The following is a 19470-nucleotide window of genomic DNA, read 5'->3' as shown; positions in this document are numbered from 1 at the left end:
ACATGACAGATCCCGTCTTCTTCACCGCCGCCACCGGCCTCACCCTGGCCGAGATCGCGGCCGCCGCCGGCCTCGGCCTCCCCGAGGGAGCGGATCCGGATCGCCGGTTCAGCGGCGCGGCCTCCCTGGAGAGTGCCGGTCCGGACCACCTCGCCTACATGGACAACGCCCGCTACGGCGACGCCCTCGCGGCGACGCGTGCGGGCGTGTGCCTCATCTCGCCCCGCTTCGCGGCGCGCTGCCCCGCCGGAACCGTCGCCCTCGTCAGCCGCGATCCCTACCGCGCCTACGCGGCCCTGCTCGGCCGCCTGCACCCGGACGCGCTGCGTCCCGGTTCCCAGTTCGCGGTCCGCGGCGTCGCCTCCGGCGCCCACGTCCATCCCGAGGCCCGGCTCGAGGACGGGGTCACGGTCGATCCCGGCGCGGTGATCGGGCCGGGAGCCGAGATCGGCGCCGGCACGGTGATCGGGCCGAACGCCGTCATCGGGCCGGGCGTCCGGATCGGGCGCGACTGCGCGATCGGCGCGGGCACGACCCTCAGCCACGCCCTCCTCGGCAACCGGGTGATCCTGCATCCGGGGGCCCGGCTCGGACAGGACGGGTTCGGCTTCGCCATGGGCGCCACCCACCTCAAGGTGCCGCAAGTCGGGCGGGTCATCGTGCAGGACGACGTCGAGATCGGTGCCAACACCACGGTCGACCGGGGCGCCTCGCGCGACACGGTGATCGGGGAGGGCACCAAGATCGACAACCTCGTGCAGATCGCCCACAACGTCGTGATCGGGCGCCACTGCGTCATCGTGTCGGGGGTCGGCATCTCGGGCTCGACCACGCTGGAGGATTACGTCGTCCTCGGCGGGCAGGTCGGCGTCGTCGGCCACCTGCGCATCGGTCGCGGCGCGCAGATCGCCGGCTCGTCCAACGTCAACCGCGACGTGCCGCCGGGCAGCCGCTGGGGCGGGACGCCCGCCAAGCCGGTGCGGGCTTGGTTCCGCGAGCTGACGACGCTCGCGCGGCTCGCGGAACGCTCGGGCAAGGAGCCCGCCGGAGACGACGCCTGACCGGGAAGGCCTTGCGCTTCCGGCGATTTCTTCCGAATAGGGCGGTCGGCGCCCCGGTGGCGGCCGGATTGCGGGCCGCCGATGGCGGCAAGTCGAGGTGCGGATTTCGATGAGTGAGGCGGCGCGCGAGACCGGCAGCGAGCTGGGCATAGCCGATATCCAGACGCTGCTGGAGCTGCTGCCGCACCGCTACCCGTTCCTGATGGTCGACCGCATCGTCGAGATCGACCGGGACGAATCCTGCGTCGGCATCAAGAACGTCACGGCCAACGAGCCGCAGTTCATGGGCCACTTCCCCGACATGCCGGTCTTCCCGGGCGTGCTCCTGATCGAGGGTATGGCGCAGACGGCGGGGGCGATCTGCTGCCGCCACATCCGGGCGGACGGGCGGAACACCAAGCAGGTGTTCTTCATGACCATCGACAAGTGCAAATTCCGCAAGCCCGTCACCCCCGGCGACCAGGTGCGCTTCCACATGACGAAGCTGAACCAGCGCCGGACCATGTGGTGGTTCCGCGGCGAGGCCCGGGTCGACGGCACGCTGGTCGCGGAGGCCGAGATCAGTGCCATGCTGGTGACGGAGTGACCGCCCCCGTCATCCACCCGAGCGCGGTGATCGAGTCCGGCGCCCGCATCGGCGAAGGGGCGCGGATCGGCCCCTTCTGCCATGTCGGGCCCGAGGTCGTGCTCGGCGCGGACTGCGAACTCATCAGCCACGTGGTCCTGGCGGGCCGCACCGCGATCGGCCCCCGCACCCGGATCTTCCCCTTCGCGTCCATCGGCCACCAGCCGCAGGACCTGAAGTACCGGGGCGAGGCCTCGACCCTGACGATCGGCGCCGACTGCCTGATCCGCGAGGGCGTCACCATGAACCCGGGCACCAGCGGCGGCGGCCTGGAGACCGTGGTCGGAGACCACTGCACCTTCCTGGCCAACTCGCATGTCGGCCACGATTGCCGGGTCGGCGCCCACGTGATCTTCTCCAACAACGTCATGCTGGCGGGCCATTGCAGCGTCGGCGACTACGCGATCCTGGGCGGCGGCGCCGCCGTGATCCAGTTCGCGCGGGTCGGCGCGCACGCCTTCGTGGGCGGCCTGTCGGGCCTGGAGAACGACTGCATCCCCTACGGCATGGTGCTCGGCAACCGGGCCTACCTGTCGGGGCTCAACATCATCGGGCTGCAGCGCCGCGGCTTCGCCCGCGAGGACATCCACGCGCTGCGGCGCGCCTACCGCCTGCTCTTCGCCCCCGAGGGCACGCTGATGGAGCGGGTGGAGGACGTGGCCGCGACCTTCGAGTCCCACGCGGCGGTCGCCGAGATCCTCGACTTCATCCGCCTCGGCGGCAAGCGCTCGATCTGCACGCCGCGCGAGGTCCCGACCCCGATCAGCGCCGCCTGAGCGGCCGGGCCGTGACCGAGGCCGATCCCGCCCCCGAGGGGGCCCTGGTCCTGATCGCGGGGGCGGGGCGCCTGCCGGAGCTCGTCGCCGAGTCGCTCCGCCGGGCGCGCCGGCCCTTCCGGGTGATCGCGCTGCGCGGCTTCACCGGCCCGGCCCTGCGCGCCGGCGCCGACGCCACGGTCGACCTCCTCGATCTCGCGGCCACCCTGAAGCTGCTGCGGCTCTGGGGGCCGGCGACCGTGGTGCCGGCGGGCGGCGTCTCCCGCCCGAGCCCGGCCGCGATCCTCAACGCGGGCGCCGCCCTGCGCAACCGCGAGGCCCTGCTGGCGATCGCCGGCGGCGGGGACGACCGCCTGCTGCGGGCGGCGGTCACGCTGGTCGAGGAGGCGGGCCACCGGGTCGTCGGCGTCCACGAGGCCGCGCCGGACCTGCTCTGCCCGGACGGCCCGCTCGGGCGCCGGGCCCCGGACGCGGAGGCGGCCGCCTCGATCCGCACCGGGCGCGGCGTCCTCGACGCCCTCTCGCCCTACGATCTGGGGCAGGCGGTCGTCCTGGCCGGCGACCGGATCCTCGCCGTGGAGGGGCCGGAGGGCACGGACCGCATGCTGGCCCGGGCCCGGGCCCTGGGGCGGCGCCCCTTCGGGTTCGGCCGGGCGATGCCCGCGACCGTGCTGGTGAAGGCCCCGAAGGTCGGCCAGGACCGCCGCATCGATCTCCCGGCCGTCGGCGCCCGCACCGTGCGCAACGCGGCCCGGGCGGGCTGCGCCGGGCTCGCCCTGGAGGCCGGCGGGACCCTGGTCATCGACCGGGCGGCGACGGCCGCGGAGGCCGACCGCCTCGGCCTGTTCGTGGTCGGGTACGGGGGCGCGCCGTGACCGGCCGGCCCCGCACGATCTGGCTCGTGGCCGGCGAGGATTCCGGCGACCAGCTCGGCGCCAAGCTGATGCGCGCCCTGCGCGAGGCCGCGCCCGACACCGTCTTCGGCGGCGTCGGCGGCGAGGCCATGGCGGAGGCGGGGTTCGCGTCCCTGTTCCCCCTCGATGACGTGGCGGTGATGGGCTACCTGCCGGTCCTCGCCCGCGCGCGGACCCTGCTCCGCCGCATCCGCGAGACCGTCGAGGCGACGATCCGCGCGCGGCCCGACGTGCTGGTGATCATCGACAGCCCGGGCTTCACCCACGCGGTGGCGCGGCGCGTGCGCAGGGCGGCCCCCGGCATCCCGATCATCGACTACGTGTCCCCGAGCGTGTGGGCGTGGCGGCCGTGGCGGGCGAAGGGCATGCGGCCGTTCATCGACCACGTGCTGGCCCTGCTCCCGTTCGAGCCCGACGCGCATCTGCGGCTCGGCGGCCCGCCCTGCACCTATGTCGGGCACCCGCTGATCGAGCGCCTCCCGGAGCTGCGGCCCGGCGCGGCCGAGCGGGGGCGGCGCGAGGCCGTTCCCTACAGCCTCGTGGTCCTGCCGGGCTCCCGGCGGTCCGAGATCGAGCGGCTGATGCCGGTCTTCGGCGCGGCGCTGGCCCGCGTCGCCGAGGGCCTGGCGGTCGAGGCGGTGCTGCCCGCCGTGACCCGGCACCGGGCCCTGATCGAGCGGCTGTCGGCCGAGTGGCCGGTGCCGGTCCGCATCGTCACCGGCGAGGCGCCGAAATACGCGGCCTTCCGGGAGGCCCGGGCGGCGCTCGCCGCCTCCGGCACGGTCACGCTGGAGCTGGCGCTCGCAGGCGTCCCGATGGTCGTCGCCTACAAGGTCTCGCGGGCGGAGGAGTTCATCGCCCGCCGGCTGATCCAGGTCCCGAGCATCGTGCTGCCGAACCTGATCCTCGCCGAGAACGCGATGCCGGAATTCGTCCAGGCCGACTGCACCCCGGAGCGCCTCGCGGGCGCCCTGCGGCCGCTCCTGGCCGGCGGTCACGAGCGCGACGTCCAGCTCGCCGCCCTCGGCCACATCGACGGGCGGATGCGGCTCGCCGCGGCGGACACGCCGAGCCGGGCCGCGGCGCGGATCGTCCTGCGCGCGGCCGGGGGGCAGGGAGCGGATCCGGCGGCGTGACGGCGCCGCTCAGCCGGCGCGACGGCCGCAGCGGATATAGGTCGAGGTCCCGCGGCTGCTCGACCAGGTCAGGTGCTCGCCGTCGACCTGCAGGCGGACCTGCGACGACCAGTGGCGGCCGCGATCGCTGCACTCGGCGGCCGTGACCCAGGCGCCGCCGCTCCGCCGCACGTCGTGGAACAGGCAGAGCGTGCGGCCCGCGCGGGCGCGGTCCTGCGTGATCGTGGCCGGGATGTAGCCGCGGCGGCGCGAGCGCGCTCCGCAGGCCTCCGGCGTCGGGCCCCAGACACCGACATACTCGGCGGCGGGCACGGCGGCGGCCGGAGCGGCGCCCGGGGCCGGGCGGGCATTCGCCGTGGTCGCGGGCGGCGCCGCGGCACTCTGCGAGGCCGCCGGCGCCGGAGAGGCCGCCATGGCGGTCTGGCCGGGCGGCTCGGCCGGAGCGGTGAGCGGGTCGGGCTCGTCGAGCATCACGACGCGGCGCGCGGGGCGCGGCGCGGCGGACCCCGCCGCGGACGGGCTCGCTTCCGGCGGGGACGGGCGGAACGGCAGGTCCTCGGTGAGGTAGGCGGCGCTGTAGGCGAAGAGGCCCACCCAGCCGAGGATGAGGAGGGTCGGCAAGGCGAAGCGACGCCAGGAGCCGGAACGCGCCCCGTCGCCAGGATCCGCCAGAACGACCGCCCCCATGGTCCGCCCCCTCTCGTCCGCTCAGCGGCCGAAGATGCCCTTCAGGAACTGCGCCGTGCGGTTGCGCTTGCGCTTGCGCTCCAGCTCCGACGCGTCCCTGAGCCACGCCACTTGGACCACGCGCCGCTCGCCCTCGAAGGGCTCGTGGCCGTGCCAGGAATTGTCCGCCCGCAGGAACGCGAACATCGTGCCCATGGTCGGCGGGACCTCCACCGCGAAGGGCTCGTAGTTGCGGCCGTCGTAGAGCACCCGCAGGCGGCCGGCCGCCGGGGCGTCCCAGGCGTCGTTCATGTAGACGAGCAGGGTGAGCACCTTCGACGGGCCGTCGGTGTGGATCGAGCCGTATTTCAGCTGGCTGCGGCGCATGATGGTCGTCAGGCGCGGGCAGGAGACGAGGTCGATGCCGAACTTCTCGCCGAGGATCTTCGAGAAGGCGTCGCTCTCCAGCTCGTCGATCAGCGCCTTGAACCGGCCCTTCAGGGTGACCTCGTCGACCGTGAGGTAGCCGGGCTTGGCGATGTCCGGGAAGTCGCGCCGGATGTCGTCGATCGCGTCGGGATTCAGGACGTTGCTGCCGAGCGTGTAGGCGTAGGGCTCGCGGGAGACGGGCGCGGCGCGCACGGCGGAGATGTCGAGGATCGAGAGAGCGGACATCGCTGGGTCCCTTGGCTCCGGCGCCGGTCGGCCGGCACGCGGGGCGCCGGAGACGCGTGCCGGGGGGCCGGTCCAGCCGTCGTGCCGGGGTCGCCCGCGCAGGCGTCCACGACCACAAATCTACAGCTGCTTCCGGCGATCCCGGAATCTCCTAATCCGCCGATTGCGGCGGTCCGACGGCGAAAGCGGCCCGGTGGCGCATTCCGGTGACAGTCTCGGGCGGCCCGCTTGTGCAGGATGGCGCCAGACCCGCGGGCTTTCTTCCCGGGTGCGTACCGGAACCCGTGCCCGATGAGGCCGTTGGCCCTCGCTCTGCTGTTCGCCCACCTCGCCGCCGTCGCGGCCGGGGTCGAGGCCCGTGCGCAGTCGCGGCCGCCGCGCGGCTCGATGACGGCCCGCATGACCTGCTCCGAGGCGATGGCCCTGGTGAAGAACGAGGGCGACGTGATCATCGCCGCCGGAGCGGCGCCGGAGCGGTTCGTCAGCAATCCCGGCCAGTGCAGCGGCGCGGAGATCGCCGAGCTGCGCTTCGCCCCGACGCGCGACAACCCGCAATGCCCGATCGGCTACCATTGCCGCGAGCCCGGCTTCGAGGAGTGGAACTGGTAGCCGCGGTGCCCGCGTAAATCGCCGCACCGCCGGAACGTGACCAAAGTTTCACGCGACAGCGCGGGCCGAGTGCCACTATCTGGCCATCTGCCGGGGCCAAGGCCGCCGGCGGCGCCCCGGGCGGGCGCGCACGGATGGGGGATCGACGGTGGCAGCACTCAGGACCGGACTGGGCATCCAGGCCGTGCTCACGGCCCTGGCCGCGCTGATCCTGCTGGCGTTTCCCGGAATCCCGAGCCCGCCGCTCTACGTCTCCCTCGCCGGCTTCGCCATGGCGGGCATCCTGATCGCCTCGAACGGCATCTCGGCCTACCTGAAAGTCTTCGTCTCGGTCTACGGCGTCGGCTACCTGCTGCTCGCCGGATCGAAGACGATCGCCGCCATGGGGCTGCTGCCGCCGGTGATCGCCGCGCTGCTCCCGCCGGCCTTCGCCGCCACCGGCGCGGTGGTCTTCGCCGCCATCGTGCTCGGCATCTCGCATCTCGAGCCGATCCGCGCGATCACCAACATCGCCGACCCGTACTTCGCCAATCGCGACAAGCCGACCAAGGAGATCGGCTTGTTCCGCTGGTTCGGCACCACCGAGGGCCGGATCGGCCGCAACCTCGTGGCGCTGTCGATCTTCGTGAATTTCGCCGACGTGGCGCTGACGCTGCGGTTTAATTTCTTCTACCGCGACATCTACAACTCGCTCCAGGAATACGACGCGAACGCGTTCTGGTACCAGCTGCTCTGGGTGTTCGTGCCGCTGGCCACGCTGAACATCGCCATCGGCATGTTCGACCTGTTCGTCGATTCCTCGCTGCTCATCCGCTGGCGCACGTGGCTGACCCACAGCCTGTACGAGCGCTGGCTCGGCAACGGCACGCATTACCGGATCCCGTTCACCGACGAGGAGGCGGACAACCCGGACCAGCGCATCCAGGCCGACGTCAACAGCTTCATCGTGCAGACCACGACGCTGTCGATCCGGCTCCTCAGCCAGGCCGCGCAGCTCGTGTCGTTCATCGTGATCCTCTGGACCTTGTCGCGCGACTTCGTCGTGCCGTTCACCGACACGGTGATCCCGGGCTTCCTGGTCTGGCTGGTGATCGCCTACGCGGTGGTCGGCACGTGGCTCACCCACCTGATCGGCCGGCCGCTCATCGGGCTGGACTTCCGGCAGGAGCAGGTCGAGGCGAATTTCCGCTTCGCGCTGGCCCGGAACCGCATCTACTCCGAGCAGATCGCCCTGCTGCGCGGCGAGCGGGCGGAAGCCTCGCGGCTCTCGAGCCTGTTCCACAGCGTGATCGACAACTACGTCGGGATCATCTTCCGCCGCATCAAGCTGATCGCCTTCACGTTCAGCTACCGGCAGGCGAGCGTCATCTTCCCGATGGTGCTGGCGGCCCCGTCCTTCTTCGCCAAGAAGATCACGCTGGGCGCGCTCCAGCAGACGTCCCAGGCCTTCAGCCAGGTGCAGAGCTCGCTGTCGTTCTTCGTGGACTCGTACACGACGCTGGCCGCCTACAAGGCCAATACCATCCGTCTCGGCTCGTTCCGAAGGGCCATGACGAAGGCCGAGGCGCTGGAGGCGGCGGGCTACGGCCTCGTCCAGGGGAACGAGAGCACCGGCGACGTCACCGCGCGCGGCCTCGTCCTCGCCCTGCCGAACGGGAAGCCGATCGTCACCGCCGACGCGCTGACCCTGCCGCGCGGCGGCGCGACCCTGGTCACGGGTCCCTCCGGCTCCGGCAAGTCGACCCTGTTCCGGGCGATCGCGGGGATCTGGCCGTTCGGCAAGGGCCGGGTCGACGTGCCCGCCGGGCAGTCGGCCCTGCTGCTGCCGCAGCGGCCCTACATCCCGCAGGGGACCCTGCGCGGCGCCGTCGTCTACCCGAACACCACCGACCAGTTCTCGGACGCGGTGATCCGGGACGCCCTGACGGCCGCACAGCTCCCCCACCTCGTCGACCATCTCGACGAGAGCGACACCTGGGAGCGGCGGCTGTCGGGCGGCGAGCAGCAGCGGCTGGCCATCGCCCGCGCGCTGCTGGCCAAGCCCGAATGGCTGTTCCTCGACGAGGCGACGGCCTCCCTCGACGAGCCCTCCGAGGCCGCCCTCTACCGGATGCTGCGCGAGCAGCTCCCCGGCACGACGATCGTGTCGATCGGTCACCGCTCGACGCTGGACGCCTTCCACGACCGGCGCATCGCGCTCGAGCCGGAGAGCGGTGTCTTCGTCCCGCGGGTGCAGAGGCAGCCGCTACCGGCGGAGTGAGGGGCTGCAACAGCTCCCACCGCTCTGCGGGGCGGGGCCGCGCCCTCTCCGTCATCACGAGCGCAGCGAAGTGACCCAGGGCAGCGCGACATCCTAGAGATGTGGCGCGACCCTGGATTGCTTCGCTTCGCTCGCAAGGACGTCGGTTGCGGGGCTTACGCCTTGCGCAACCCCGCGGCGGCCCGGGCCGCCCGCTCGATCGCCGCCGGATCCGGCGTGCCGGGCTTCACCACCCAGCTGCCGCCGACGCAGAGCACGGACGGGATCGACAGCCAGTCCGGGGCGCTCAGCTCGGAGATCCCGCCCGTCGGGCAGAACCGCACCGCGCCGAACACCGCCGCGTGCGCCTTCAGCGCCTTGATCCCGCCCGCGGCCTCCGCCGGGAAGAACTTGAACCGGTCGAGCCCGTGGTCGAGGCCGCGCATGATGTCGGCCGCCGTCGCGACGCCGGGCAGGTAGGGCACGCCGTTGGCCTTGGCGGCGTCGGTCAGCGGCTCGGTGAGGCCCGGCGAGACGATGAACTCGGCCCCCGCCGCCAGGGCCTTCTCGAGATCGCGCGGGTTGAGCACCGTCCCGGCGCCCACCACCGCGCCCTCGACCCGGGTCATCTCCCGGATGACGTCGAGGGCGGCCGGGGTCCGCAGGGTGACCTCCAGGGCGGTCAGGCCGCCCTTCACCAGGGCCTCGGCGATGGGCCGCGCCTGCGCCGCGTCGTCGATCACCAGGACCGGAATGACGGGCACGGAGCGCATCAGCGCGTCGATGCTGGTCAGATCGTTCATGGTCGGCAACTCCCTCTCGGTTTCAGAGGCCGGCGGCGGCTAGCATCGCGGAGGCGCCCCGCTCCGCCGTGTCGGCCCCGTGACGCATGAACGCGAACAGCTCCCGCCCGGTGCCCTGCGCGGGCTCCGGCGCCTCGGCCTCGGGGCGGCTGGCAAGCTCTGCCTCGTCGACCAGCACCTCCAGCAGCCCGTTGGCCGCGCTGAGGCGGACGATGTCGCCGTCGCGGATCCGCCCGATCGGGCCGCCGCCGAGCGCCTCGGGGCTCAGGTGGATGGCGGCCGGCACCTTGCCGGACGCGCCAGACATCCGCCCGTCCGTCACCAGGGCGACCTTGTGGCCGCGGTCCTGCAGCACGCCGAGCGGCGGCGTGAGCTTGTGGAGCTCTGGCATGCCGTTGGCCCTCGGGCCCTGGAACCGGACCACGACCACGACGTCGCGCTCCAGTTCACCGGCCTTGAACGCCTTCAGCACCTCGTCCTGGTCGGAGAAGACCCGGGCCGGGGCCTCGATGGTGCGGCGATGCTCCTCGACGGCGCTGGTCTTGAACGTCGCCCGGCCGAGATTGCCCTTCACGAGACGCATGCCGCCGTCGGGCTGGAACGGGTTGCCGGGCCGGCGCAGCATCGTGTCGTCGAGGCTCTCCGGCACGGCGTCCTCGAAGACCAGCTCCTCGCCGTCGAGCTTCGGGTCGCGGGCGTGGTCGCGCAGCGACTGGCCCGACACGGTCAGGATGTCGTCGTGCAGGAGGCCCGCGTCGAGCAGGGCCGCCAACACGAAGCTCATGCCGCCCGCGGCGTGGAAGTGATTCACGTCGCCGGCGCCGTTCGGGTAGACGCGGGCGATCAGCGGCACGGCGCTGGACAGGCGGTCGATGTCCTCCCAGTCGATGACGATGCCGGCCGCGCGCGCGATGGCCGGCAGGTGGATCGCGTGGTTGGTGGATCCGCCCGTTGCGAGCAGGCCGACCGCGGCGTTGACGATCGCCTTCTCGTCGACGCAGAGGCCGAGCGGCCGGTAGTCGTTGCCGGCGCCGCCGATCTCGGTGAGCCGGTGGATCGCCGCCCGGGTCACGGCCTGGCGCAGCTTGGTGCCGGGGTTGATGAAGGACGCGCCCGGCATGTGCAGGCCCATCATGTCCATCATCATCTGGTTGGAGTTGGCCGTGCCGTAGAACGTGCAGGTTCCGGCCGCGTGGTAGGAGGCGGACTCGGATTCGAGCAGCTCCGCCCGGCCGACCTTGCCCTCGGCGTAGAGCTGGCGGATCCGCTGCTTCTCCTTGTTGGCGAGACCCGACGGCATGGGCCCGGCCGGGATCAGGATCGTCGGCAGGTGGCCGAAGCGGAGCGCCCCGATCAGCAGGCCCGGCACGATCTTGTCGCAGATGCCGAGCAGCGCCGCGCCGTCGAACATGCCGTGGCTCAGCGCGACCGCGGTGGAGAGCGCGATCGTGTCCCGGGAGAACAGCGACAGCTCCATGCCGCTCTGCCCCTGCGTGACGCCGTCGCACATGGCCGGCGTGCCGCCCGCGACCTGCGCGGTGGCGCCGCGCTCCCGGGCGAACAGCTTGATCTGCTCCGGGTAGCGCCCGTACGGCTGATGGGCCGAGAGCATGTCGTTGTAGGCGGTGACGATGCCGATGTTCATCACCGTCCGCTCGTCGCGGATCGCCGCCTTGTCCTCGCCGGAGGCCGCGAAGCCGTGGGCGAGGTTGCCGCAGGCGAGCTTACCGCGCCGGACCCCCGCCTCGCGCTCGCGGGCGATCAGGTCGAGATAGGCGCGCCGGGTCTCGCGGGAGCGCGCCACGACGCGCTCGGTGACCGCCGCGACCTCGGGATGAAGCTCGGTCATGCTCGTTCCTCCAGGCTCGGTGCCGACGGGCGCGCGGCCGGTGCCGCGAGTCGGGATCGGCCGCGCGCCCGCGTCGGTGGCCGGTATCTAAGGGGTGCGCCGCGGGATGTAACCCGGGGCGGGCGCCGGCGCTGACATGAGGTCTGCCCGCCGGCTCAGGAAACCCCAAGTCCGAGGCCGCGGTCGCTGTCGCGTTCGACCGATGCCGCCCGCATCGTCATCACGAGCGGAGCGAAGTGACCCAGGGCAGCGCGACCCTGGGGTGCTTCGCCGCGCCCGCAAAGACGGTGACCGCCCGCCTCTGCTCGGACGCCCGACGTCGCCACGCCTCGAAGCGCTCGTTCGAGGCATGCTGCAGGATGGGGTCGAACCTCAGAGACCCAGCACGTCCCTGGCCTCAATACTCCCAGAAGATGCGCTGCAGCTCCTTGGTGTCGCTGGTCTTGGTGAGCGCCACGGCGGCGAGGATCTTGGCCTTGGCGGGATTGAGGTCGTGGGCGACCACCCAGTCGTACTTGTCGTCGGGCTGCTCGGCGTTGCGCAGGACGAAGCCGTCCGGCACCCGCGACGAGCGGATCACGATGGCGCCCTTGGAGCGGATCTCCTTCAGCTTGTCGACGAGGTAGCCGGGGACCGAGCCGTTGCCGGTGCCGGCGTTGACGATCGCCTTGGCGCCGGCCTGGAGCTCGGCGTCGTAGACGCCCGGGATCATGTTGCCCGAGCCGTAGACGATGCCGACCAGCGGCAGGCTGTCGATCTGGTCGATGTCGAACTCGGAGCTCATGTTGTGCCGCTTCGTCAGCGAGCGGAAGAAGTAGGTCTTGCCCTCGACCACCATGCCGAGCGGTCCCCACTGGCTGTAGAAGGCGCTGGGCACGATGTTGGTCCGCTTGTTCACGTCGCGGCCGCACTGGATGTAGTCGTTCATCGTCACGGTGACGCCCTGGCCGATCGCCTCCTTGCTGGCGGCGACCGTGACGGCGTCGAGCAGGTTGAGGGCGCCGTCGGCCGAGATCGCCGTGCCGGGCCGCATCGAGCCGACCACGACGATCGGCTTGTCGCTCTTCACCACGAGGTCGAGGAAGAACGCCGTCTCCTCCAGCGTGTCGGTCCCGTGCGTGACGACGATTCCGTCGACGTCGTCCTGCTTCAGGAGCTGGGACACGCGCTTGCCGAGCTGGATCAGCTGGGCGTCGGTGAAGCTCTCGGAGGCGATCTGGAAGACCTGCTCGCCGCGGACGTTGGCGATGGTGTTCACCTGCGGCACGGCGGCGATCAGCTTGTCGACCGGCACCTTGGCGGCCGTGTAGGTGGCGCTGTTGGCGGCGTCGGCGCCGGCGCCCGCGATCGTCCCGCCGGTGGCGAGGATCACGACGTTCGGCTTCTTCGCCGCGGCGGCCGTGCCGGCCTCGGGCATCTCGCGCGCGACGAGGGGCGCCGCGCCGAATCCGCTGGCCAGGGCCAGGGCGAAGACCGCTCCGCGCAGGGGAAGAGCCGCGCCGCTTCGGCAGGAGAACATCGGAGATCCTCGATGGTTGACGGGAGAGCGAGTCGGACTCGACGCGGGGATGGTAGCCGCGCCCCGGCCCGAGGCAAGGATCATGCAGGGCGCCGACGCGCAGGGCGCGACGGATCGTTACGCAAGCTCGGGCGTTGATGGGGGTTGCTGTCCGCTCGGAGATAGATCCCATGCTGCATCTCGCCGGCCTGCTCGAGGAACTCGAGCGGAGCGAGCCCGCGCGGGCCGCGATGTCGATCCTCGAGACCTCCCTCGCGCGCCGCTCGACGGAGGAGCAGGGCGCGTTCTGGCGCGCCGTCGACATCTACTACGTCTCGCGGAAGGCCCCGCCGGAGGCGACCGTGCCGGGCCAACGCGGGTCAGGCGAAGTCGTGCCGGGCGAAGTCGTGCCGGAGCTGGCCGCCGCGTCCTGAGCCCGGCCTCCGGATCCGATCGCGGCGCTCAGGCGCTCGCCGGCACGGCCGGCGGCATGCCGGCGCCGCTCTCGGGCTCGCTGCCCGCGCGCACCGCGCCGCGGGTCTCGGGCATCAGCGCGAAGTAGAGGACGAAGCCGAGCGCCGCGATGGCCGCCAGCGCCAGGAAGGCGGTGGAGTAACCCGCCGACACGATGATCACGCCGGCCAGCGTCGCGCTCAGGGAGGCGCCGATGCCCTGAGCCGTCGCCACAGCGCCCTGGGCCGCGTTGAACCGGCCGCCGCCGCGGGTGAGGTCGGCGACGACGATCGGGAAAAGCGCGCCGTAGACGCCGGCCCCGATGCCGTCGAGGAGCTGGACGCCCACCAGCCAGAACGGGTTGTCCGACAGCGTGTAGAGGACGCCGCGCAGCGCCAGGATGCCGAAGGCGGCGAGGAAGATCGGCTTGCGGCCGATCACGTCGGCCTTCGCGCCCACGAAGATCGCTACCGGCACCATCACGCACTGCGCCGCCACGATGCAGACCGCGATCAGCGAGGTCGCGTGGTCCTTGCCCGAGATGTGCGTCAGGAGCTGGCCCACCGAGGTCAGCATCGCCGCGTTGGCGAGGTGGAAGATCGCGCAGAGCACCGCGAAGATCAGCAGCGCCCGGTTCTGCAGCAGAGTGGTGAGGCCGGAGGGCTTCTCCTGAGCCTGCTCCTCCGCCTCGGTCATGCCGCGGGCGAGGTCGTTGTCGATGGCGTCGGCCGGCACCATCAGCATGGCGCCGATCGACAGCGCCGCCAGGATGCCCATCAGCCAGAATACGACCACCGGCCCGAAGAAGTAGGCGAGCCCGCCCGCCAGGGCGGCCGAGACCGCGTTGCCGGCGTGGTTGAAGCCCTCGTTCCGGCCGATCCGCTTGGCGAACATCTTCGGCCCGACGAGGCCGAGCGTGATCGCGGCCAGCGCCGGCGGGAAGATCGTCCCGGCGACGTGGGCGATCGATTGGGTGGCGGTGACGAGGCAGAAGTTCGTGATGAACGGCAGGACGAGGCAGCTGGCCGTCACCGCGATGGCGCCGCCGATCACCACCGCGCGCTTGTGGTTGGTGGCGTCGATCAGCGCGCCGGCGGGCGTCTGCGCCACGAGGCCGAGGATGCCCGCGATGGTCATCACGAGACCGGTCGTGGCCTCGTTCCAGCCCTGGTCGGGGCCGCGCACGGCGATCAGGTAGATGGCGAGGTAGGGGCCGAGGCCGTCGCGCACGTCGGCGAGGAAGAAGTTGAGCGCGTCGAGGCCGCGCAGGGCCTTGGCCGAGGGTGTCCGGCCGCCGGCGCCGCGGGCGCCCGTCTCGATGCTGTTCATCCTGCCCGATCCCCCGACCGACGGACGGCGCGGCCCCGATCCGGGCCGTGCCGTCGCACGCGGGGCTCGACGCCCGCGGGCGCCATCGGTTCCCGCGCGGCGCGGGCCTCACGCGGGATGTGAACGGTTCTCCGGCCCGCACGGGCCTCAGGCCGTGTCGGTGCCGGCCGAAGCGTCGGGATTCCCGACAGCGTCTGTCGTCTCTTCCGACAGATCGGTGCCCGGCGCGCCGAGGCCGTAGCGCTCGATCTTGGCGTAGAGGAGCTGCCGCTGGATGCCGAGCCGGCGGGCGGCCCGGGCACGGTTGCCGTCGGCCTCGCGGAGCGCGGCCGCGATCATGGTCCGCTCCAGGCGAGCCACGGCCCCGGGCAGGTCGCCGGCGAGCCAGTCGGCCGCGCCGTCCTCGCCGCGGCGGTCGAGTCGCGCGGCCGGCAGATCGATGGCCTCGGCCGCGATCACGCCGCCGCGCACCAGCATGGCGGCGCGCTCCACGACGTTGCGCAGCTCGCGGACATTGCCGGGCCACTCGTAGGCGAGCAGGCGCGAGGCGGCCCCGCCGCTCAGGCGCTTGCCCGAAGGGACCAGGAAGTGCTCGGCGAGCGGCACGATGTCGGCCAAGCGCTCGCGCAGGGGCGGCAGGGTGATCGGAACGACGTTCAGCCGGTAGTACAGGTCGGCGCGGAACCCACCCGCGGCGACGAGCGCCGGCAGGTCACGATGCGTAGCCGCCACGAGGCGGACATCGACCCGGGCAGGGCGGCCCCCCAGCGGGGTCACGACGCCGTCCTGGATCACCCGCAGGATCTTCGCCTGCATCGCCGCCGGCATGTCGCCGATCTCGTCCAGGAACAGGGTGCCGCCTTGGGCCTCGTGGAAGGCGCCCGCGCGGTCGGCGGTCGCGGCCGCGAAGGCGCCCCGGACGTGGCCGAACAGCTCGCTCTCCAGAGCCTCGGCCGGGATCGCCGCGCAGTTCACCGGAACGAACGGCCGCGCGCGCCGCCGCGAGAAGGCGTGCAGGGCCCGTGCGACCTCCTCCTTGCCGGTGCCGGTCTCGCCCTGGACCAGGATCGTGGACGCGTTGTCGGCGACGAGACCGATGGTCTTCTGAACCTTCCGCATGCCCGCGCTCGATCCGATCAGGACCGGGTGGTCCGGCGGCGGCGCGGCGCCGACGGGATCGGAGCGGGCGTCGCGCAGCATCGCGTCGAGGACGGCGGCGAGGTCGGCCCGGCCGATCGGCTTGGTCAGGTGGTCGTGCGCCCCGAGGCGCATCGCCTCGATGGTGTTGGCCGGGCTCGCGAAGGCCGTCAGGACCGTGACGGGCGGCGGCTCCGGCAGGGCCCGGATCCGTTCCAGCGTGGCCATGCCGTCGAGGTCTCCGGGCATGCGCAGGTCGAGGAGCACCGCCGCCACCGGACCCTCGCCAAGCCGCGCCAGCGCCTCCGACCCGGAGGCGACCGGGAGCGCGGTGTGCCCGAGATCGGTCACCGTCTCGGCGAGCCCGTCGCGCAGGGCTCTGTCGTCGTCGACGATCAGGATGGTTGCCATGGCAGATCCAGGACAAAGGTGGTCTCCGGCGCGCCCTCGACCAGCCTCGCCTCGCCCCGATGCGCCACGGCGATCTCGCGCACGATCGCGAGCCCCAGACCGGTCCCGTCGGGCCGGCCGGTGACGAAGGGCTCGAACAGGCTGGCGCGGATCGCCGGGTCGACCCCGGCGCCGGTGTCGGCGACGCTGAGGCGCAGCCGCAGCGCGCCGTCGACCGTCACCCGCTCGGCGCCGAGGCGGACCCGCCCGCCCGGCGGCGCGTGTTGCAGGGCGTTCAGCAGCAGGTTGTCGACGGCGCGGGCGACCTGTGCCCGGTCGAGATGCGGATGGTCCGCGGCGGGCAGCCCGTCGGCCTCGACCGCGATCCGGACCGAGCGCGCGCGCGCCAGATCCTCGTGCAGGCCCGCGCACTCGGCCAGGAGCGGTGCCACGGGTGTGGGCATCCGGTTGAGCGGCCGCGCCTGCGTCAGGTTGAGGAGGTCGCGCAGCAGCGTGTCGACCCGTGCGATCTGGCCGAGAACGGTCTCGAGGGCGACGGCGGCGCGGTGCGGATCGCCGCTGACGAGGGCGTTCTCGGCCTTCAGCCGCATCGCCGCGATGGGATTGCGGATCTCGTGGGCGATGCTCGCCGCCAGACGGCCGACGGCGGCGAGGCGCTCGGTCGCCACGATCCGGGCCTGGGCCTCCCGCAGCCGCCCGCCGGCGGCGTTGAGGGCGTCGACCAGCCGGTCGAGCTCGCGCTCGCCGGTGCGGTCGAGATGGGGCAGGTCCTGGCCGTCCGGACGCGGCGCGGCGAGCGCGGCCTCGAGCCGGGCGATCCGCCCCGAGAATCCGTACAGGAACCAGCTCAGGAACGCGGCCGATCCGAGTACCGTGGCGGCGAGGAAGCCCAGGCCCGCGAGGAAGCGCGTGTAGGTGGGGCCGTCATTCACGTGCGCGCGCGTCATCGACCACGCGGTCAGGCCGGCCTCCGGCCCGTGCAGCGGGCAGGCCTGGAGCATGAGAACCTGGGTCCGGCTCGGCCGCCGCTCCGAGGCCGCGTGGTCGACCCGCAGGGCCTGCGCGTTCAGCGCCGCGATGGCGTCGCGCTCGGCCGCCGGAAAGTCGGTCTTCGGCCCGGATCCCTCGTAGGTCGGATAGGCGTAGGCCACCGACCCGCGCGCGGCGCTCCAGATTCCGCCCTCGAGGCCCGGGAAGCGCGCCAAAGCGGCCGAGACGGTGCCGACGAGGTCGGCCTCCCCGACGCCCCTCCCGCGCGCACGCACGAGGGCGGCGTACCGGTCGATGATGTCGCGGCAGGCCCGCCCGACCGCGAGATCGGCCTGCGCCACCTGGACGCCCGTCGACTGGTCGTAGACGCCGAGCATCAGGTAGGCGGTGGCGGCCGCGGAGGCGACCAGCAGGACCCAGAGCGCGAGCAGCCGGGCGCGCAGGCTGTAGGCCGTCACGGCGGTGTTCGACCCGGCATGGCGCTGGCTCCTGCGGCGGCGTCGCGCGGCCGGACCCCGTTCCTAAGCCATTGCCCGGTCCCCGACCACGCGGAGACTGCGCGGGTCCCACGGTGCCGACGCGACGCGCGCTTACGGTCCCGGGCCGGGCCCGGGACCGCCGGGAGAGGGGCGCCGCGTCCGACACCCCGCTCGGACGTACGATCGATCAGTCGTCGGCGCGCGCGCTCACTTGCGGTTCGTGATGAGGCTGTCGACGTTCTTGTTGGCTTCCTTATTCTCCTTCCGCTGCATCACCACTTCGTGCTTGGTGTCCTTCATCGACATCTCGTCACGCTTGCCCTGGGGCATCTCCTTCGGGGCCGCCAGGGCCGGCGTGACCGACCAGAGACAGGCCAGGCAAAGAGCAGCGCGCGCCGTAGTCTTGAACATGATGCCTCCTCCACTCAATCGACATTGCAGGACGTCTTGGCGATGCCGCCGGTTCCTCATGCGCGGATCACGGGCGTGCGATCCGTCGCGCGGATGGTCTTGTCTCAGGGCTGGCCCGACGGGTTGATCGGCAGGGCGTCGCTTCCGAGCTGCACGCAGGTCAGCATCGCCACGTAGGACGGGGTGCCGCCGATCTGGCTCTCCGTCGCGCAGGTCCGGCGCTCTGCCACGTCGAACGTCGCCCAGCGCTTGATCAGGGTGCGCCGGGCGGCGGCCTCGTCGGACAGGCAGCCGCGGTAGCTCGCCCGGTCGACGGCGGTCGATCCCGCCCGGTGCTCCGGCGCGCAGATCGCCCGGATGTTGAAGTCCGGAACCCCCGCCGTCCGGGCGGAGGCCGCCAGGGTCCCGCCGAGGAGCAGTTCGAGTCCCAGGATGGTCGAGATCCAGAATCGCCGCACGCGACCCTCCCTCCTGTGCGCCGACCGGGCCGCGCCCGAGATCCGTCAGGCGCGGCCGTCGTCGGCGTTCGGTCACTTGCTGGTCTTGGCACCCGCCGTCGTGCCGGTGGCCTGCGGCGCGCCCTTGTCGGCCGTGGCGGCGGCCGCCTTCTGGGGCACCGCGATCGCGTCGATCACGTCGAAGCGCATGTTGTCCTGGGCCGTCTTCAGGGCGGCGTTGGCCTCGTAATACTTGCCCTGGTTGATCAGCGTCGCGGCCTGATCGACGTCGGCGATGGTCTTGTTCAGGGGCAGGACGGCCATGGTGAAGTTGACGTCGACATGGGCGAGCTTGAGCTTCTCCAGGGCCCCCTTCTGGTCGCCCTGAGCGAGGTTCTTGTTCGCCTCGGTCACCGCGGAGGCCTTGGCGGGCGTGGCCACGAAGTCGTCGCCGAGGGTCAGCTGCGCGTCGACCGGGACCCAGGCCACCTGCTCCTTGGAGGCCGTCTTGGTATCGGCCTTGGTGTCGGCCTTGGCGCTCGGCGCAGTCGCCTTGTGGGCGGCCATGTCGGCCGGCGACTTGAGGTCGGCCTCGGCCTTGGTGAAGACCGCGTCGTCGGTCTTGGCCTTGGCGAAGGCGGCCTGCGCCTTGGCGATCATGTCCTTGGCCTGGCCGGGATTGGCCTCGAAGATCGCGAGGCGGGTGAGCTGGAGATCCCTGAAGCCCTGTGCGCCGTCCTTCGAGAGCTTGCCGACATCCTTGTCGACCGCCGCCTGGCTCGCGCTGATCTGCGTGCCGTTGGTCTGGGCGGCCTGCTCCGCCGCGTAGGCGGTTCCACCGAGGATTGTGGTGAGCACGAGAGCCGCAGCCATAGATTTGCGATAGGACATAGTAATATCTCCCTCTAGTGCCGGAGATAAGGCCTTCATCTGCATTGGCCTCATTCATTCCGTGTTCAGATAATAGATCAG

General features: G+C 72.3%; 19 protein-coding genes. 8 read left to right on the top strand and 11 right to left on the bottom strand.

All coding sequences use genetic code 11. The features are described 5' to 3' along the window. Positions 1–2: 2 nt before the first annotated feature. From lpxD to lpxB, 5 genes are all read left to right on the top strand, one after another. Positions 3–1061 carry a UDP-3-O-(3-hydroxymyristoyl)glucosamine N-acyltransferase gene (gene lpxD / locus BM419_RS17705; RefSeq protein WP_020092986.1) on the top strand — a complete coding sequence of 353 codons (1059 nt, stop codon included), beginning with the start codon at positions 3–5 and terminating at the stop codon, positions 1059–1061. Between the two features lie 109 nt (positions 1062–1170). Next, positions 1171–1647: a 3-hydroxyacyl-ACP dehydratase FabZ gene (gene fabZ / locus BM419_RS17700; protein WP_020092987.1), complete on the top strand. Its 477-nt coding sequence runs from the start codon at positions 1171–1173 to the stop codon at positions 1645–1647. After that, positions 1644–2462, top strand: a complete 819-nt coding sequence (gene lpxA, locus BM419_RS17695; RefSeq protein WP_091927204.1) for an acyl-ACP--UDP-N-acetylglucosamine O-acyltransferase — start codon at positions 1644–1646, stop codon at positions 2460–2462. Before fabZ ends, lpxA begins: the two co-directional genes overlap by 4 nt. Positions 2463–2473: 11 nt before the next feature. Beyond that, entirely contained in the window at positions 2474–3337 is an 864-nt protein-coding gene (gene lpxI / locus BM419_RS17690) for an LpxI family protein (RefSeq protein WP_020092989.1), read from the top strand. Beyond that, positions 3334–4512 (top strand): lipid-A-disaccharide synthase, encoded by a 1179-nt coding sequence (gene lpxB / locus BM419_RS17685; protein WP_091927203.1) that lies wholly within the window; start codon positions 3334–3336, stop codon positions 4510–4512. Before lpxI ends, lpxB begins: the two co-directional genes overlap by 4 nt. 9 nt (positions 4513–4521) lie before the next feature. Here lpxB and BM419_RS17680 read toward each other — a convergent pair whose 3' ends face one another. Continuing rightward, positions 4522–5133: a peptidase inhibitor family I36 protein gene (locus BM419_RS17680; protein ID WP_244540794.1), complete on the bottom strand. Its 612-nt coding sequence runs from the start codon at positions 5131–5133 to the stop codon at positions 4522–4524. 87 nt (positions 5134–5220) lie between these two features. Continuing rightward, the gene (locus BM419_RS17675) at positions 5221–5853 is read right to left on the bottom strand and encodes a 2OG-Fe(II) oxygenase (RefSeq protein WP_056533055.1); all 633 of its coding nucleotides are present in this window, start codon (positions 5851–5853) and stop codon (positions 5221–5223) included. 291 nt (positions 5854–6144) lie between these two features. Here BM419_RS17675 and BM419_RS17670 point away from each other — a divergent pair, with 291 nt between their 5' ends. Both BM419_RS17670 and BM419_RS17665 read left to right on the top strand, forming a co-directional pair. Further along, positions 6145–6462 (top strand): hypothetical protein, encoded by a 318-nt coding sequence (locus BM419_RS17670; protein WP_026604902.1) that lies wholly within the window; start codon positions 6145–6147, stop codon positions 6460–6462. A 148-nt stretch (positions 6463–6610) separates the two neighbouring features. Further along, positions 6611–8722, top strand: a complete 2112-nt coding sequence (locus BM419_RS17665; protein WP_091927201.1) for an ABC transporter ATP-binding protein/permease — start codon at positions 6611–6613, stop codon at positions 8720–8722. A 155-nt stretch (positions 8723–8877) separates the two neighbouring features. Here the strand turns inward: BM419_RS17665 and eda are convergent, their stop codons facing one another. From eda to BM419_RS17650, 3 genes are all read right to left on the bottom strand, one after another. Beyond that, the gene (eda, locus tag BM419_RS17660; RefSeq protein WP_175556322.1) at positions 8878–9504 is read right to left on the bottom strand and encodes a bifunctional 4-hydroxy-2-oxoglutarate aldolase/2-dehydro-3-deoxy-phosphogluconate aldolase; all 627 of its coding nucleotides are present in this window, start codon (positions 9502–9504) and stop codon (positions 8878–8880) included. A 22-nt stretch (positions 9505–9526) separates the two neighbouring features. Further along, on the bottom strand, positions 9527–11353 hold the full coding sequence (gene edd, locus BM419_RS17655; protein ID WP_091927200.1) for a phosphogluconate dehydratase: 1827 nt from the start codon (positions 11351–11353) through the stop codon (positions 9527–9529). Positions 11354–11750: 397 nt separating this feature from the next. Beyond that, positions 11751–12872, bottom strand: a complete 1122-nt coding sequence (locus BM419_RS17650; RefSeq protein ID WP_091927199.1) for an asparaginase — start codon at positions 12870–12872, stop codon at positions 11751–11753. Positions 12873–13042: 170 nt separating this feature from the next. Between BM419_RS17650 and BM419_RS17645 the strand changes: the two genes are divergently transcribed. Then, positions 13043–13285: a hypothetical protein gene (locus tag BM419_RS17645; protein ID WP_091927198.1), complete on the top strand. Its 243-nt coding sequence runs from the start codon at positions 13043–13045 to the stop codon at positions 13283–13285. A 28-nt stretch (positions 13286–13313) separates the two neighbouring features. Here the strand turns inward: BM419_RS17645 and BM419_RS17640 are convergent, their stop codons facing one another. The 6 genes from BM419_RS17640 to BM419_RS17615 all read right to left on the bottom strand — a co-directional run bounded on the left by BM419_RS17640 (position 13314) and on the right by BM419_RS17615 (position 19389). Beyond that, positions 13314–14633, bottom strand: coding sequence for an MFS transporter (locus BM419_RS17640; RefSeq protein ID WP_091927197.1), 1320 nt, complete (start codon positions 14631–14633; stop codon positions 13314–13316). A 147-nt stretch (positions 14634–14780) separates the two neighbouring features. Beyond that, positions 14781–16181: a sigma-54-dependent transcriptional regulator gene (locus tag BM419_RS17635; RefSeq protein WP_091927196.1), complete on the bottom strand. Its 1401-nt coding sequence runs from the start codon at positions 16179–16181 to the stop codon at positions 14781–14783. Beyond that, the gene (locus tag BM419_RS17630; protein ID WP_091927195.1) at positions 16166–17629 is read right to left on the bottom strand and encodes a sensor histidine kinase; all 1464 of its coding nucleotides are present in this window, start codon (positions 17627–17629) and stop codon (positions 16166–16168) included. The genes BM419_RS17635 and BM419_RS17630 overlap by 16 nt, the downstream gene beginning before the upstream one ends. A 228-nt stretch (positions 17630–17857) precedes the next feature. Then, entirely contained in the window at positions 17858–18061 is a 204-nt protein-coding gene (locus BM419_RS17625) for a hypothetical protein (RefSeq protein ID WP_020093001.1), read from the bottom strand. A gap of 104 nt (positions 18062–18165) precedes the next feature. Next, positions 18166–18519 (bottom strand): hypothetical protein, encoded by a 354-nt coding sequence (locus tag BM419_RS17620; RefSeq protein ID WP_056533079.1) that lies wholly within the window; start codon positions 18517–18519, stop codon positions 18166–18168. A gap of 72 nt (positions 18520–18591) precedes the next feature. Continuing rightward, positions 18592–19389, bottom strand: coding sequence for a YfdX family protein (locus BM419_RS17615; RefSeq protein ID WP_091927194.1), 798 nt, complete (start codon positions 19387–19389; stop codon positions 18592–18594). Positions 19390–19470: the final 81 nt, after the last annotated feature.

This window comes from Methylobacterium sp. yr668 (assembly GCF_900116245.1).
Lineage (GTDB): Bacteria > Pseudomonadota > Alphaproteobacteria > Rhizobiales > Beijerinckiaceae > Methylobacterium.
Note: the sequence above shows the minus strand (reverse complement) of the source record. Positions and strands in the feature narration are given on the sequence as shown.